12 protein-coding genes are annotated in these 15,797 nt (G+C 72.3%); 2 read left to right on the top strand and 10 right to left on the bottom strand.

Annotation, left to right across the window (positions count from 1 at the left end; translation table 11 throughout):
- Positions 1-46: 46 nt before the first annotated feature.
- The 7 genes from AC6CQV_RS01800 to AC6CQV_RS01770 all read right to left on the bottom strand — a co-directional run bounded on the left by AC6CQV_RS01800 (position 47) and on the right by AC6CQV_RS01770 (position 9,432).
- Positions 47-1,459: a mechanosensitive ion channel domain-containing protein gene (locus tag AC6CQV_RS01800; RefSeq protein WP_498260099.1), complete on the bottom strand. Its 1,413-nt coding sequence runs from the start codon at positions 1,457-1,459 to the stop codon at positions 47-49.
- Complete coding sequence (locus tag AC6CQV_RS01795; RefSeq protein ID WP_498260098.1) at positions 1,456-3,531, bottom strand: adenylate/guanylate cyclase domain-containing protein; 2,076 nt, start codon at positions 3,529-3,531, stop codon at positions 1,456-1,458. Before AC6CQV_RS01795 ends, AC6CQV_RS01800 begins: the two co-directional genes overlap by 4 nt.
- A gap of 148 nt (positions 3,532-3,679) precedes the next feature.
- Positions 3,680-4,297, bottom strand: coding sequence for a DUF3885 domain-containing protein (locus AC6CQV_RS01790; protein ID WP_498260097.1), 618 nt, complete (start codon positions 4,295-4,297; stop codon positions 3,680-3,682).
- A gap of 128 nt (positions 4,298-4,425) precedes the next feature.
- Positions 4,426-5,829 (bottom strand): MFS transporter, encoded by a 1,404-nt coding sequence (locus AC6CQV_RS01785; protein ID WP_498260096.1) that lies wholly within the window; start codon positions 5,827-5,829, stop codon positions 4,426-4,428.
- Positions 5,830-5,929: 100 nt separating this feature from the next.
- The gene (gene purH, locus AC6CQV_RS01780) at positions 5,930-7,540 is read right to left on the bottom strand and encodes a bifunctional phosphoribosylaminoimidazolecarboxamide formyltransferase/IMP cyclohydrolase (protein WP_498260095.1); all 1,611 of its coding nucleotides are present in this window, start codon (positions 7,538-7,540) and stop codon (positions 5,930-5,932) included.
- 40 nt (positions 7,541-7,580) lie between these two features.
- Entirely contained in the window at positions 7,581-8,174 is a 594-nt protein-coding gene (gene purN / locus AC6CQV_RS01775) for a phosphoribosylglycinamide formyltransferase (protein WP_061781853.1), read from the bottom strand.
- Positions 8,175-8,178: 4 nt separating this feature from the next.
- The gene (locus AC6CQV_RS01770; protein ID WP_498260094.1) at positions 8,179-9,432 is read right to left on the bottom strand and encodes a cell division protein PerM; all 1,254 of its coding nucleotides are present in this window, start codon (positions 9,430-9,432) and stop codon (positions 8,179-8,181) included.
- A 95-nt stretch (positions 9,433-9,527) separates the two neighbouring features.
- On the opposite strand from AC6CQV_RS01770, the gene AC6CQV_RS01765 reads away from it, so the two are divergent.
- Positions 9,528-10,982, top strand: a complete 1,455-nt coding sequence (locus tag AC6CQV_RS01765) for an NCS2 family permease (RefSeq protein WP_060960725.1) — start codon at positions 9,528-9,530, stop codon at positions 10,980-10,982.
- 154 nt (positions 10,983-11,136) lie between these two features.
- Here AC6CQV_RS01765 and sucD read toward each other — a convergent pair whose 3' ends face one another.
- From sucD to AC6CQV_RS01750, 3 genes are all read right to left on the bottom strand, one after another.
- Positions 11,137-12,039, bottom strand: a complete 903-nt coding sequence (sucD, locus tag AC6CQV_RS01760; protein WP_060960724.1) for a succinate--CoA ligase subunit alpha — start codon at positions 12,037-12,039, stop codon at positions 11,137-11,139.
- Between the two features lie 28 nt (positions 12,040-12,067).
- On the bottom strand, positions 12,068-13,246 hold the full coding sequence (sucC, locus tag AC6CQV_RS01755; RefSeq protein WP_060960723.1) for an ADP-forming succinate--CoA ligase subunit beta: 1,179 nt from the start codon (positions 13,244-13,246) through the stop codon (positions 12,068-12,070).
- Between the two features lie 150 nt (positions 13,247-13,396).
- Positions 13,397-14,956 (bottom strand): FAD-dependent oxidoreductase, encoded by a 1,560-nt coding sequence (locus AC6CQV_RS01750; protein ID WP_498260708.1) that lies wholly within the window; start codon positions 14,954-14,956, stop codon positions 13,397-13,399.
- Positions 14,957-15,043: 87 nt separating this feature from the next.
- On the opposite strand from AC6CQV_RS01750, the gene AC6CQV_RS01745 reads away from it, so the two are divergent.
- Positions 15,044-15,721 carry a TetR/AcrR family transcriptional regulator gene (locus AC6CQV_RS01745; protein ID WP_061781856.1) on the top strand — a complete coding sequence of 226 codons (678 nt, stop codon included), beginning with the start codon at positions 15,044-15,046 and terminating at the stop codon, positions 15,719-15,721.
- Positions 15,722-15,797: the final 76 nt, after the last annotated feature.

Genomic DNA, 15,797 nt, shown 5'->3' with positions numbered 1-15,797 from the left:
CGGCAGCGACGGCCGCCCCGGCCGCCCCGCCGCCGGGCGCGCGGGATCAGGCCGGCGCGACGCCGGCACGGCCGCCGGCGGCGCGGGCCGCCTGGGCCCGCCGCAGCTCGAGGTCGGCTCCGAGCTCGGACGCGAAGACGGGATGGGCGCGGATGATCCGGGCGATGAGCTCGGCGGGCAGCACGAGCACCGTCGTGGATGCCGTGGCGACGGCGGTCACGAGAGCCGGCTCGCGCGTCACGGCGGCGGTTCCCACGAACTCGCCGTCGCGGAGGTCGCCGCAGGCGACCTCGCCGCGCGGCGTCGGGGCGGTCAGCCGCGCCGCGCCCTCGACGAGGTAGCTCACCGCGGACGGCACGACCCCCGCACGACCCAGGTACTCCCCCGGCGCGTACTGCTCCACCCGGCACGCGCTGAGCGCCGCCTCGTGCAGCTCCGCATCGAGGTGGAGGGCGCGCGCGACGTCGTCGACCACCGCGCGGAGCCGGTTCTCGGTCGCGGCCGTATCGGGTGCGACCTTGTCGAGGGCGAGTCCGTGTCGCCGTGCGGCGTACCACAGGCGTCCGAGAAAGGCCGCGACGGTCTCGTCCGACTGGCTCGGCGCGGCGACCGGGATCTCCACGGTGTAGGCGCCGGCGCCGCCGTACTGCACGCCGGAGGGGACCTCCGCCAGCCTCATCGGCAGATCGTCGGCGGTGCTGCGCAGCAGCGCCGCCACCTCGTGCGGCGCATCGCCCGGCGCGAACACGACGGGGACGACGACGGTGAACGGCCCGGCCGGTCGGCTCAGATTGCGAAAGGACGCCCCGGCGAGCGTCGCGTTGGGGATCACCTGGAGTCCCGAGCCGGTGTCGATGTGAAGAGCACGCCAGTTGACTTCGACCACCCGGCCCGCCGCCCCGCCGGTGTCGATCCAGTCGCCGAGCTTGAACGGCTGCTCGAACAGCACCAGCAGGCCCGAGACGATGCCCCCGGCGGCGTTCTGCAGGGCGAGGCCCACGATGATGGACGTGACGCCCAGGGTCGCGATCAAGCCCTCGATGTCGGCGTTCCAGACGACCTGGAAGAGGATCGCGAGCCCGACCACGACGAGCACGAGCCGCACGATCTCCACGAAGATCGTCGGCACGCGCTCCCGCCAGGTGCCTTCGCGCGCGGACGAGAAGAGGGCGACGTTGAGACCGCTCAGCAGGAGCAGGATCAGCAGGAAGCCGAGGAGCGTGCCGACGATCCTCACCCAGATGAGGTCCTGATCCGACCGTGTCGCGAACGCGAGCAGGGCGACGAGGGCCGCCACCGGGACGACCGCGTTGCGCAGGAGGAGCAACGGCCGCACGGCCGGGTTCCGACGCCGGCGGAGCACGCCGATGATCTCGGTGAGCGCCACGAGGACCAGCGGAACGCCGACGGCGAGCGCGGCGGCCCACCACACCCACCCCTCGGCGAGCACGGGGATCATTCCGTGACCCGCCAGACCGCGCTCGTCCGCCCGGAGGCGTCCACGGCACCCACCTCGGTGAACTCCCAGAGGCCGTGCACCCGGTCGTGCACCGCGTCGCTGACGTACACACCCGGCGCATCCACGGCGCGTCGGACGCGGCTGGCGAGGTCGACGGCGTCGCCCCAGAGGTCGTAGGCGAGGCTCGAACGGGCGACGAGGCCGCTCGTCACCGCGCCGGTGTCGACACCGGCGCGAAGCTCCAGACGCGATCCGGTGCGCTCGTTGAACCGTCGGACGTGCGTGTGCATCTCGAGGGCGAACTCGACGGCCCGACGCGCGTTGTCCACGCGCGGGATCGTCAGCCCGCAGCTGGCGAGGTAGCCGCCGCGAAGGGTGCGCACCGACTCCACGCCGACGCGCTCCGCCGCCTCCTCGAAGCCACGCATGAGTTCGTTGAGCGCGTGGGTCTCCTGCTGACCGTCGAGCGCGCGGGAGAAGTCGTCGACACCCATCAACTCCGCGTACACGACGGCCACGTCCTCGTGCTGCTCCGCGATCGTCTGCTCGCCCTCGCGGTAGCGCGCCGCGAGACTGTCCGGCATGAGGGTGCGCAGGAGCCGCTCGTTCTCCTCGCGCTGGCGGTCGATGAGATCCTGCTTGATCTGCAGGCCCGCGGCCATCTCGTTGAAGTCGCGCGACAGCTCGCCCATCTCGTCGGCCCCGCCGACCGCCACCCGCACACCGTAGTCGCCACCGGCCACGCGGCGAACCGCCTCCGCGAGCCGGCGCAGCGGCGCGGTGAACGCCTGCGCAAGCAGCAGCGACAGCACACTGATGACGAGAGTCAGCCCCAGCACCGACAGCAGCAGCGTGCGGGTGAAGTCGGCGACCGGCGCGAACGCTTCGGACGTCTCCATCCGAGCCACCACGACCCAGTCGAGTCCTTCGATGTTCGCCGGCCCGTAGGCGGTGATGCTCTCCGCGCCGATGTACTGCCCCGAGATCATCGTTCCCGACTGCCCCGCCAGCGCACGGCGCACGGGCTCCTGGTCCACGCTCTGCAGGATCGTCGAGTCGCCGACCTCGACGATGCGCTCGGCATCCGCGGCGGAGGTCCCGTTCGCGATCACCCCCTGGGCGTACGTCGTCGGCGAGGCGATCAGCTCTCGCGAGTTCGACCGCATGAGGCCGTCCGTGCCGGCGAGGTACACCTCGCCGGTGTCGCCCAGACCCTGGGTCGTCCACTGCTGGTACCCGGTGGTGACGTCGTTGATCCACGACACGGGGATCTGCAGGGCCATCGCCCCGGTGACACCGGACTCGTCGCCGATGGGAGAGACGACCCACATCGTCGCCGCGCCCTGCGCCGGGGCCCACGACTCGATGTCCGTCGTCACGACGGTGTCGACCGAGTTGGTCGCCATCGCCTTCCGGTAGCCCTCGGCGAGTCTGCTGTCGCGGAACGGGCCCTCGTCGAGGCTCGTCCCGAGCGCGGGAGTGTTGTACGTGCTGAAGACCACGTCCGCGTCGAGGTTCATCACCAGCACATCCTGGTAGCCGACCGTCTCGACGAGATTCGCGAAGTAGCCTTGCGCGGATGCGTGCGCCGCGCTGTAGGCGCTGCCGTCACCCGGATCCTTCAGCTCGAGGGATGCCGAGGACCCGCCGCCCTGCCGCGTGTACCAGTACTGCAAGTAGGCGCCGGCGGCACTGTCCGGGAGGAACGCGGCATCCGTGTACTGCTCGCCCGTCCGCTTCTCCAGCCCCGGGAGGAAGGAGCCGCGGTAGTAGTCCTCCACGGCCGCACGCTCCGCCGGCGTCACCGTCGCGGACGCCAGCGCCGCCCACCCCGCGTTCAGGGCGATCGACGCCTCGCGGGCACTGGAGTTGTCGGTCGCGAGCGACGCCTCTCGCTGGATCTCGCCGATCAGCGCGGAGACCTCACCGGCGCGCAGCTCGCGCGCGGCGGTCAGCTTGTCGATGATCGCGTCCTGGAGGGAGTCGCGGCCACTGATGTAGCCGATCGTGCCGACGACGCCGGCCGAGACGATGCCCACCGCCAACAGCATGATCAGCAGACGCGACTGCACGCTCAGCCGCCTGCGCGGGCGCCGTTCCCGATCTCCGACATGTCCCACGCTCGCACCCGACATGCGCATTCCCTCCCCAAGTTCCCTCACTCTAGCGGCCGGCCGCGGCGCCGCCGCGACGGCGCCGGCCACCGGCGAGACCGCGGCGTCACAAGCCGTCCGGTCGGGGCGAGAGCCACCGGGCACCGTACGCCCGAAGCGACTCCCGCCGCTGCGGGTCGATCAGGAACACATCGATCCCGCCGTCGTACGGCGCGAGCAGCCACGCGAGGTGCGGCATCGCGATCACGACATGGGCGTCGCCCGTCGCCGCGAGCTCGAGCAGCAGGTCCGCGCGGTCACGGCGCACAGTGGTGTCTGCCCAGAAGAAGCCGACCGTGTCGCCCGTCGTGGGATCGGGGGGCAGCCCCCGCCGCCAGGCCCGTCGCGCCGGCAGTGTCGCCGCGCTCCACCCGGCCGCCGCGTCGGGCGCGCCCCAGTCCTCGGCGATCGCGACCAGGCCGGCGGAGGGCTCCCCGCGCAAGAGGTACGAGAGCACCTCCTGCTGCCGACGACGCACTTCCGCGCGATCGTCCTCGTCGGCCGCCGGCCGCGCGCCGTCCGGCAGGGTGTGGAACCGAATCCAGCGATCGGGATACGCGCGTCGGAGCGCATCCCCGGCGGGCTCGGTGTCTGCCCAGAGGTCACCCCACGTCGCGGTCAAGGACGACAGCTCGCTCGCGTCGTCGGCGCCGTCGAAGCTGCCCGTCGGTCTGTCGATGATCATCGCCCCATCCCTCCTCGACCGCCCGCACACGCGTGCACGACGCGAACCCGCCGCGCCGCGGGCCTCCATCCTCCCACCGGACGAGTCCGACGCGCCCGGCGCGTGCCGCCCCGTCGCCCCGCGCGGGCTCACGGGGTCGTGCGCGGTCGACGCAGCACCCCGGCCGCGGCGATGCCGGCGCCGATCAGGAGCACGGCGGAGGTCATCACGGCGGTGTGGAAGCCGTCGGATGCGCTGGCACCGGTCAGGGCGACGGCGCCGAGAAGGGCGGTTCCGAACCCGCCGCCGAGATCGTACGAGATCTCCTCCAGTGCGGCGGCTCCACCGACCTCGTGCACGCCGGCGGAGGAGATGATGAGGTCGTTGGCGGCGACGGCGGAGATCTCGATGCTGAGCCCGGCCAGCGCCGTCGACACCGCGAACACGGCGAGGTCTAGGGGTTCACCCCAGAGCGCCAGCGCTGCCAACGCCCCGCCGGCGAGGACGAAGGTGGCGGTGAGGGCCGTGCGATGTCCCCATCGCCGGAGGACCCGCGGCGAGAGGAACGCGCCGACGATGGTCGCCAGCGCCAGCGGCACGAGGGCGACGGCGGCGTGCAACGGCGTGAGCCCGCGTTCGAGCTGCAGGTAGCGGGCGAACTGCAGCTCCAGCCCGACGAGGGCGAACATCGCCACGGCGATGGCGACGAGGCCCGCGGAGAAAGCCGTGTTGCGAAACAGCGCGACGTCGAGCATGGGCTGCTCGCCGCGGCGTCGGAGCCGTCGCTGTCGGGCGACGAAGGCCCACCCCGACGCGACCGCGACCAGCATCCCGCCGATGAAGACCTCGACGTGGTGCTCGGCCAGGCTGTTCGCGGCGACGGCCGCCGTCAGCACCGCGGCGATCGCGAGGCCCTGGCTGCCCAGGTCGGCGCTGCCCGGGCGGTCGGACCGCGACTCCGTCACCCAGACGGCGGCCGCGACGACGACGAGGCCGCCGAGCGGCACGTTGATGAGGAACACCCCACCCCACCAGCTGTGCTCGACGATGAACCCGCCGATGACGGGCCCCGCCGCGGCGGCGGCCGCCGAGGACATCGACCAGATCGCCACGGCACGCACCCGCCGCTCCCGATCCGGATAGGCGACGCGCAGCAGCGACATCGTCGGCGGAAGCACCGCGGCGGCGCCGATGGCCATGACCACGCGCGCCGCGATGAGCGCGGCGGGCGTCCACGCGAAAGCTCCGAGAGCGGAGCCGAGGATGAACACGCTCATCCCGGCCATCAGGAACAGCCGACGCCCGTACCGATCGCTGAGCACGCCGGCCGACAGCAGCAGCGGTGCGATCACGAACGGGAAGGCATCGATGATCCACAACAGCTCCGCGTCGTCCGCGTGCAGCTCGCGAGCGATGGTCGGGGCGGCGACGTGCAGCACGGTGACGTCGATCGAGATGAGCGCGAGCGCTCCGCAGACGGTCGCGAGCACGCGCCGCGCTTCGCGCGCGGACGGGCTCCGCCCCTCGCGGACGCGCGCCCCGACGTCTTCCATGACACCCATGGTGGCCGGACGCGGCGCGAATCGCGAGAACGGATCCGATCGATTCGGAGCCGCGTCGGCGGGCGGTGCCGGCAGACGGAGGCGGCGCCGCTCAGTGGAAGAAGTGGCGCTCCCCCGTGAAGAACATCGTCACCCCGGCCGCCCGGGCCGCGTCGACCACTTCCTGGTCGCGCACCGAGCCGCCCGGCTGCACGATGGTGCGGATGCCGGCGTCGATGAGCACCTGCGGACCGTCGGCGAACGGGAAGAACGCGTCGGATGCGGCGACCGAGCCGGCCGCGCGGTCGCCGGCGCGCTCGACGGCCAGGCGGCACGAGTCGACCCGGTTGACCTGGCCCATGCCGATGCCGACCGTCGCGAGGCCCTGGGCGAGCACGATGGCGTTCGACTTCACGGCGCGGCAGGCCTTCCACGCGAAGATGAGGCTCTCCATCTCCTCGGGGCTGTCGGGACGCTCACCGGAGACGAGCTCCCAGTTCTTCGCGACCGACTCGATGTCGTCGGGGAAGCGGTCCGCGTCCTGCAGCAGCAGTCCGCCCGACAGCAGCCGGACGTCCATGGGCTCCTGGCGCCAGTCGGCCGGCAGGCGCAGCACGCGCAGGTTCTTCTTGAGCTTGAAGACCTCCAGCGCCTCGGGCTCGAAGTCGGGGGCGACGATCACCTCGGTGAAGATGTCGCGCAGGTTCTCCGCCATCTTCAGCGTGACCGTACGGTTGGCCGCGATGACGCCGCCGAACGCCGAGACCGGGTCGCACTCGTGGGCGCGCAGATGCGCCGACGCGATGGGATCCAGCGCGTTGGGCGCCGCCACCGCGATGCCGCACGGGTTGGCGTGCTTGATGATCGCGACGGCGGGCTTGACCATGTCGAACGCGGCACGCAGCGCCGCATCGGCGTCGACGTAGTTGTTGTACGACATCTCCTTGCCCTGCAGCTGCTCCGCCTGCGCGATGCCGTGGGCACCGGCACGCGTGTACATCGCGGCGCGCTGGTGCGAGTTCTCCCCGTAGCGCAGGGTCGCCAGGCGCTCGGCCTTGATGGTCAGGTGCTGCGGCAGCTCGCCCTCGGCCTCGAGGGTCTCCTCGGCGAACCACGTCGCCACCGCCCGGTCGTAGGCCGCCGTGTGGGCGAACGCGCGCGCGGCGAGCTCCCGCCGCTGCGCGAGCGAGGTGCCGCCGGCATCCAGCGCCTCGACGATCGCGGGATACGACTCGGGCGAGACGGCGATCGCGACGTTGGCGTAGTTCTTGGCCGAGGCGCGCACCATCGCCGGGCCGCCGATGTCGATCTGCTCGACGACGGCGTCGCCGACGGCGCCCGAGGCGACCGTCTCCACGAACGGGTAGAGGTTCACGACGACGAGCTCGAAGGGCAGGATGCCGAGCGCTCCCAGCTGCTCCTCGTGGTCTTCGAGGCGGAGGTCGGCCAGCAGCCCCGCGTGCACGCTCGGGTGGAGCGTCTTCACGCGGCCGCCGAGCGACTCCGGGAACCCGGTGACCTCCGCCACGTCCTTGACCGTGATGCCGGCGTCGCGCAGCAGCGCAGCCGATCCGCCGGTCGACACGATCTCGACGCCGGCGGCATCCAGCGCCTGGGCCAGCGGCAGCAGACCGGTCTTGTCGCTCACGGAGATGAGCGCGCGCCGCACGGGGACGAGGTCACGGGATCGGTAGAGGGCGGGATCGACGGCAGGACCGGCCATGCAGGGCTCCAGTGTTCGGTGTGGATCGGGTTCGGATCTGTCAGGACGAGGGGACCGCGGAGAGCTCGAGCTCCCCGCGGGCGATGGCGCGGACGACATCGATGAGCAGCCGCCGCTCGACCGGCTTGATGCGCTCGTGGAGTGTGTGCTCGGTGTCGTCGGGCAGGACGGCGACGCGCTCCTGCGCGAGGATCGGGCCCGTGTCCACGCCGTTGTCGACGACGATGACGCTGGCGCCGGTCTGCGCGACGCCGGCCGCGAGCGCGTCGCGCACGCCGTGTGCCCCCGGGAACTCCGGCAGGAAGGCGGGATGCGTGTTGATGAGCCGCGGCGACCACGCGTCGACGACGGCGGCCGGAAGCAGCCGCATCAGTCCGCTGAGCACCACGAGGTCGGGGTTCCAGACGCGGAGCTGACGATCGAGCTCCTCTCCCCAGTGCTCGCGGGTCTCGAACTCGCGGAAGGGCACGAGGAAGGTGGGGATGCCGAAAGCCTCCGCGTGGGCGAAGCCGTCGGCCTGGCGGTCCGCCCCGACGACGACGACGCGCGCGGGGAAATCGGGGTCGGCGGCGGCCTCGAGGAGGGCCCGGAGATTGGAGCCGGTGCCCGAGATGAGAACGGCGACCGTCAGCACCCGGTCAGTCTACCGGCGCGACGGCGGCCTCTCGGGAGCGGGCCGGCGAGAACAGCGCGATGGCGGCGCCGACCGCGACCTCGACGCCCACCGTGAACGCGAACGGGCCGGCCGCGGGACCGACCTCGTCGAGGCGTCCGGGGCCGATCGCCCCCGAGGCGCAGGCCGCGAGGAGGGCCGCGGCGGCCGCGGCGAGGACGACCACGGCGACCAGCACCGCCAGCCGCACCGGTGCGGAGTCGGAGCCGGAGGCGGCGACCCCGTCGGCGGCGAGGCGCGCCCGCGCCGCCGCGCCGGCCACGAACCCGATGCCGACGACGAGGAGCACGAGGGCGAACAGCCACGGCGTCGAGCCCTCCGGGACCAGACCCAGCACGGGCAGGCCGGGCACCACGCCCAGTGTCGTGCCGGCCGGCGAGACCGCGGTGCCCGCACCGACGGCGAAGCCCGGACCGGCCGCGAACGCGGCGCCCCAGACGATCAGCGTGGGCAGATAGGCCAGCTGCCCCAGGGCGAGCACGCCGCCGCCGACCGCGTCGACGTGTGCCGCCTCGAACAGCGAGACGACCTGACCGCCGCGCGCGATCGCCGCGACGGCGACCAGCAGCGCGCCGACGGCGACGAGTCCCGTCACCGCGATGCCGGTGCCGCGGGCGGATGCCGCGACGGCGGCGACCCACGGATGGCCCCGGCGCGGGTCGGCGCCGTCGATCCGGTCCCGCACGGCATCCACGAGTCCGTCGTCGCCGCCGCGCCACGCCTCGACGAGGGCGCCGAGCAGTGCGGGGACGGCGAAGACGAGCGTCGGCAGCAGGAGCGCCTGCCAGCCGTAGACCGCCGCGACCGGGGTGCGCGAGGTCGCCCACAGCGCGGCCGTCAGCAGCAGGGTGACCCCCGATCCCGCGGCGACGCCGACGGGCCACGACCCGGAGCGCGCCGCCCGGATGCCCGAGCGCGCCGCGAACACGGCGGTGAAGGTCGCGAGCGCGAGCGGGGCGAGGGAGACGACGAAGGTCGCCGCCTGGGCGGGGATGCCGGCCGCGACGAGGTACTCGTCTCCCAGCACGACGTGCAGCGGAACGAAGTGGCCCAGTTGCCAGATGCGCACGGCCGCGGGCCACAGCGCGCCCCAGTCCGCCGTCCCGCCGAGCCCCACGACCCAGAAGACGGTGAGGGGCGCCAAGACGACGGCGACGCCGACGGCCGCCGCGATGAGGGCATCGACGGCGGAGAGGAGGAGGACGAGCAGGCGGTTCATGCGCGTTCGACCCTACCCACCCCGACCATGTGCGTCGGGTGGACGCGCGGGATGCCGGGGCGGCGGCATCCACTACGGTTCTGGATGGAGGATCCATGCCCGCTACACCCTCGTCCGCCGCCCGCCCCACCCCCGCCGAGCCCACCGGCGCACTCGACCGCTTCTTCGAGATCACCCGACGAGGCTCCACGATCGGCGGTGAGATCCGCGGCGGACTGGTCACCTTCGTGACGATGGCGTACATCGTCATCCTGAATCCGATCATCCTGTCGGGCAAGGCCGACATCGCCGGCAACGAGCTCGCGTTCTCCGCCGTGGGGGCCGCCACGGCGCTGACCGCCGGCGTCATGACGATCCTCTTCGGCCTCATCACCCGGCTGCCGTTCGCGTTCGCGGCCGGGCTCGGGATCAACGCGTTCCTCGCCTTCAGCGTCATCCACGAGGTGACGTGGCCCGAGGCGATGGCCCTCGTGATGATCAACGGCGTCATCATCGTGCTGCTGGCGGCGACGGGGCTGCGAAAGCTCATCTTCGACGCCGTCCCGGTGCAGCTGAAGCTCGCGATCACGGTCGCGATCGGCCTGTTCATCGCGTTCATCGGGTTCGTCAACTCGGGCTTCGTCACGGCGACGGGCTCGAACTCCCCGCCCGTCGGACTCGGCATCGGCGGCTCGGTCGCGTCGGTGCCGACGCTGATGTTCGTGCTGACGCTGCTGGCCACCGGCGTGCTGGTGGCCCGCAAGGTCAAGGGCGGGATGCTGATCGGCCTCGTGGGCGGGACGGTCGTCTCGGTGATCATCGAGGCGATCTGGCACCTCGGCTCGGCGACGGATCACCCCGGCGGCTGGGGTCTGACGATCCCGGCGCTGACCGGGTCGCCGGTGAGCGTTCCCGATCTGAGCCTCCTGGGCGCGGTCGATTTCGGATTCGACGTCGGCAAGGTCGGCGTCGTGGCCCTCGTCATGCTCGTGTTCACGCTGGTGTTCTCGAACTTCTTCGACGCGATGGGCACCATGACCGGTCTCGCCAAAGAGGCCGGGCTCGCCGACGAGAAGGGCGACTTCCCCCGCATCAAGTCCGCGCTCGTGGTCGAAGGCGTCGGCGCCGTCGTGGGAGGCGCGACCTCCTCATCGTCGGCCACGGTGTTCATCGAGTCGGGGTCCGGCATCGGCGAGGGCGCCCGCACGGGCCTCGCCAACGTCGTCACCGGACTCGTGTTCCTGCTGGCGATGTTCTTCACGCCCCTCACCTCGATCGTGCCGACCGAGGTCGCCGCCGCGGCCCTCGTGATCGTCGGCGCGATGATGATGGCGCAGGTCAAGCACATCGACCTCAGCGACTTCAGCGTGCTGCTGCCGGTGTTCCTGACGGTGTCGGTCATGCCGATGACGTACTCGATCGCCAACGGCATCGGCGCGGGCTTCATCAGCTGGGTGGTCGTGCGTTCGCTCTCCGGCAAGGCGCGGCAGATCAGCCCCCTGCTGTGGGTGGTCGCCGCCGGCTTCCTGATCTACTTCGCCCGCGGCCCCATCGAGCTCCTCCTGACCTGACCCCTCCCTCGCGAGCCGCTACGCCCCGGGCGAGCCGCTATCGCGCGGGCGGGCCGCCGCGTGGCGGGTCGCACGCGGAATAGCGGCTCGCGGGGATGGAGATGGAGAAGGGGGTGGATGCTGCGGCATCCACCCCCTTCTCCTACGCGAGGCGTCAGAGCGTCTCGATGATCTCCCGCATGAGGGCGGCGGTCTCGGACGGCGTCTTGCCGACCTTGACGCCGGCGGCCTCGAGGGCCTCCTTCTTGGCCTGCGCGGTGCCCGCCGAGCCGGAGACGATCGCGCCGGCGTGGCCCATCGTCTTGCCCTCGGGAGCCGTGAAGCCCGCGACGTAGCCGACGACCGGCTTGGTGACGTTCGCCTTGATGAACTCGGCCGCGCGCTCCTCGGCGTCGCCGCCGATCTCGCCGATCATGACGATCGCCTTGGTCTCGGGGTCAGCCTCGAACGCGGCGAGCGCGTCGATGTGCGTCGTGCCGATGATGGGGTCGCCGCCGATGCCGATGGCCGTGGAGAAGCCCAGGTCGCGCAGCTCGAACATCATCTGGTAGGTCAGGGTGCCCGACTTCGACACGAGGCCGATGGGGCCCTTGCCCGTGATGTTCGCCGGCGTGATGCCCACGAGCGCCTCGCCGGGGGTGATGATGCCGGGGCAGTTCGGACCGATGATGCGGGTCTTGTTGCCCTTGCTCTTGGCGTACGCCCACGCCTCGGCGGTGTCGCCGACGGGGACGCCCTCGGTGATGACGACGAGGAGCGGGATCTCGGTGTCGATGGCCTCGACCATCGCGTCCTTCGTGAACGCCGGCGGCACGAACGCGATCGACACGTCGGCGCCGGTGGCGGCGATGGCCTCGGCGACCGACGCGAAGACGGGCAGCTCGACGGTGTTGCCGTCCTTGTCGACGTGCGAGACGGTCGTGCCGGCCTTGCGCGCGTTGACACCGCCGACGACGTTGGTGCCCGCCTTCAGCATCAGCGCGGTGTGCTTGGTGCCCTCACCGCCGGTGATGCCCTGGACGATGACCTTGGAGTCCTTGTTGAGGTAGATAGACATTTCTCTGCAGTCCTGTTCTCGTCGGCGCTCAGGCGGTGGCGGTGGCGTCGGCCAGCTCGGCGGCCTTGTCGGCGCCCTCATCCATGCCCGCGGCGAGGGTCACGAGCGGGTTGTTCGCGGCGGCGAGGATGGCGCGGCCCTCCTCGACCTGGTTGCCGTCGAGGCGGACGACCAGCGGCTTGGTGGCCGCGTCGCCGAGGATCTCGAGCGCCTTGACGATGCCCTCCGCGACGGCCACGCACGAGGTGATGCCGCCGAAGACGTTGACGAACACCGACTTCACCTGCGGGTCGCCGAGGATGACGTCCAGGCCCGCGGCCATGACGGTCGCCGAGGCGCCGCCGCCGATGTCGAGGAAGTTGGCGGGCTTCACGCCGCCGTGGTTCTCGCCGGCGTAGGCGACGACGTCGAGGGTCGACATGACCAGGCCCGCGCCGTTGCCGATGATGCCGACCTGGCCGTCGAGCTTGACGTAGTTGAGGCCGGAGGCCTTGGCCTTCGCCTCGAGCGGGTCGGCCGCGTCCTTGTCCTCGAGCTCCTCGTGCTCGGGGTGGCGCACCTCGGTGGCGTTGTCGTCGAGCGACACCTTGCCGTCGAGGGCGATGATGTTGCCCGCGGCATCCTGGATGAGCGGGTTCACCTCGACCAGGGTGGCACCCTCACCGGTGTACACGTCGTAGAGCTTGACGAAGACGTCGGCGACCTTCGGCGCCAGCTCGTCGTCGAAGCCGCCGGCCTTGGCGATCTCGAGCGCCTTCGCGGCGTCGATGCCGGTCAGCGGGTCGACCTCGACCTTGGCGAGGGCCTCGGGCTTCTCGACGGCGAGCTGCTCGATCTCCATACCGCCCTCGACCGAGCACAGGCTCAGGTACGAGCGGTTGGCGCGGTCCAGCAGCACCGAGAAGTAGAACTCCTTCTCGATCTGGGCGCCCGCGGCGACCATCACGCGCTTGACGACGTGGCCCTTGATGTCCAGGCCCAGGATGGCCTCGGCGGCTTCGTACGCGTCGTCGGGGGTCTTCGCGACCTTGACGCCGCCGGCCTTGCCGCGGCCTCCGGTCTTGACCTGAGCCTTGACGACCACGACGCCGCCGAGCTTCTCGGCCGCCGCCTTCGCCTCCTCAGGAGTGTCGGCGATGATGCCGGGGAGCACCGGCACCTCGTACTTCTCGAACAGGTCTCGTGCCTGGTACTCGTACAGATCCACGTGCAATCCTTCGCTGGGCGTCAGTGGGTGTCGTGCCGAAGGGTTCTCGGTATCGGAACAAAAGTGCCGAAACAATCTCGATATCGAGAGATCGACCGATCCCCCAGCTTAGTCGACGCGCCGAAGAGCTCCGACCGCGCGGAGCCCACGTCACTCCTCTCGCAGGTGCCCGCGATCGCCGTCGGCGCGGCGTCGCGACCGGCGCGGTTCGGTCGGCAGATCGGTCACGGCCGGCCCCTCGATCCGCGTGCCGTCGGGGGTGAAGCGCGAGGCGTGCAGCGGGCAGTCCCACGTGCAGTCCGCGTCGTTCCACGTCAGGACGCCGCCGAGGTGGGGACAGACCGCGCGCACCGCGCGGGTGCGGCCGCGCACCGTCGAGACACCGACGGGAACGCCGCCGCGGGAAGTGACGACGCCCTGGCCCTCGGGCGGGCGCGGCACCGGCGCGGAGCGTCGTTCGGCGTCGATCCAGCCGGATGCCGCGAGTCGCGCGACCTCGGCGTTCTCCCGTCCGCCGCGGGCGAGGTCGGCGGGCACCGTCAGCCGCGTGCCGAAGGTCCGCATCCAGGGCGAGCGCTCCCGCCACGGGACGTCCGTGATCTCCGCGGCGAGCCGCAGCGCGGCGGCCGGCGCGAGCGCGAGCCCCCATTTGCCGTAGCCGGTCGCGAACGAGACGCGACCGCCCCCGCGGGGCAGATGCCCGATGAAGGGGATCAGATTGTGGGACTCGTAGTCCTGGGCCGACCACCACGTGACGGGCTCCGCGCCGGGGAAGTGCGCGCGGGTCCACGAGACCAGCTCGCCGACGGCCGCGCTCTCCGACGGCTCCCGCCCGACCGGGTGCCCCTCGCCGCCCACCACCAGCCGCGCACCGGCGGGACCGTCGGAGGCGGTCACCGATCGGAGCGAGCGGGTCGGCCCGTCGACCGACAGGTACAGGCCGTCGGGGACCTCGCCGGGCACCGCGAACGCGACGGCGTAGCTGCGCAGCCCGCGGGTCTTGGCGAACGTGAGGCCGCGGTCGACGATCGGCGTGCCCGTGGCCAGCACGATGTGCCCGGCCGCGATGTCACCGGCATCCGTCAGCACCCGCACCCGCGGGAACACACGCACCCCAGTGGCACGGATGCCGGTGTGCACCGCCCCGCCCTCCGCGAGCAGGCGCACCGTCAGCGCGCGCACGAGCGCATACGGATCGATCGCGACCTGGTCGTCGAGAGCGACGGCATCCACCAGCGGAAACGGCACCGCCTCCCCCGCGGGCGGACGTCCCCGCCGCACGGCGAGCCCGGCGGCGCTGGCCGCGGCGGCCTCGTCGGCGACGATCGCCGCGCCGGCGCGTCCCTGCGCGTAGGAGTACGCCGTGCGACGCGTATATGGGACGCCTTCGGCGTCGGCGAACGCGATGATCCACGCGGCGCCCTCGCGGTTCGCGTCGACGTACGCGCGTGCCAGACCGACCGGATGGTGGGCGCGCAGGCGGGACAGCACGCTCCCCTGCAGCAGCGACAGCTTGCCGGTGTTGCCCCCGCTGGCCAGGGCGCCGGGTCCGGCGGCATCCACCACCGTCACGCTGCGCCCGGCTCGGCGCAGCAGCAGGGCGGTCACGAGGCCGGTCAACCCCGCCCCGACGATCACGACGTCGGCGGCGCGGGGCGCACCCGCGGTCGTGGGGACGGGGTCGGCGTCACGACGCCACAGCGATTCCATGGTGCCCACGCAATCCTCCGCGACGCCCGCGGGCAACCCGCTTGACAGCGCACGTGCGAGCGGCGGGGGCGCGTTAGGCTCACGGGCATGACCGACGCAAGTCCCACCTCCGCTCGCAACGCCGTCGTCGCCGCTGCGCTGGACCTCTTCGTCGCGCAGGGGTTCGAGGCGACGTCGGTGGAGCAGATCGCGCAGGCCGCGGGGGTCTCCCGCTCGACGTTCTTCCGCCAGTTCGGAGGCAAGGACGACGTCGTCTTCAGCGACCACGACGTCCTCCTCGCGCACCTGCGCGCGTCGCTCGCGACCGGCACGCACGGCGCCGGCACGAACCCGTGGGCCGCCGCGTGCGCCGCCTCGGTCGAGGTGTTCCGCCACTTCGCGGCCGAGCCGGAGCTCGCGCGCCGCCGCTACGCGGTCGTCCGCCAGGTGCCGGCGCTGCGCGATCGGGAGATCGTAACCGTCTTCCAGTACGAGCGACTGTTCGACGACTACCTGCGCTCGGCCCTGCCCGGCCTCGACCCGATCGACGCGGTCGCGTTCTCGGCGGCCGTCACGGCGGTCCACAACCACGTACTGCGCCGGCTCCTGCGCGGCACCGAAGACATCCCCGAGTCGGTCCTCACCGACGCCTACGACGAGCTCATGCACCGCTTCGGCGTGCATCCCGACGGCGAGCGGGCGCAGAGCGACGACGTGGTCGTCGCGACGTTCCCCCGCCGGATGCCGATGGCCGAGGTCGTCCGGCGCCTGCGCGACGAGCTCTGACCGCGCGCGCTGCCCGCCCGCGCTGCCTGCCCGCACTGCCTGCCCGCCTGCCTGCCCGCCCGCGCTGCCTGCCCGC

It is taken from the genome of Microbacterium sp. EG9 (assembly GCF_059759475.1).
Note: the sequence above shows the minus strand (reverse complement) of the source record. Positions and strands in the feature narration are given on the sequence as shown.